This window comes from Clostridioides sp. ZZV15-6383 (assembly GCF_020657735.1).
GTDB lineage: Bacteria > Bacillota > Clostridia > Peptostreptococcales > Peptostreptococcaceae > Clostridioides > Clostridioides difficile_D.
In genome coordinates, this window is sequence record NZ_JAGWCV010000247.1 from 1 (window position 1) to 238 (window position 238).

A 238-nucleotide genomic window follows, 5' to 3' on the forward strand; every position below is an offset into this window, starting at 1 on the left:
ATGCTGCGATTACAGAAGAGGTAGCGTTAAGTGAGCTATCGCTCTTAGAGGAAAAATGGGGCAATCAGTATGCGATAGCATTAAGAAGTTGGCGAAGCAATTGGAATGAGTTAGCAACATACTTTAAATATCCTCAAGAGATAAGAACATTGATATATACTACAAATTCAATGGAAAGTTACAATAGATTATTAAGAAAAGTTACTAAATCGAAGTCTATTTTTCCTTCAGATGATTC

At 34.0% G+C, this 238-nt stretch carries 1 protein-coding gene; it reads left to right on the forward strand.

All coding sequences use genetic code 11. From position 1 onward, the window contains the following. Positions 1 to 238: transposase (locus KGF42_RS19650; RefSeq protein WP_227826951.1), on the forward strand; the 238-nt coding region annotated here is incomplete at both ends.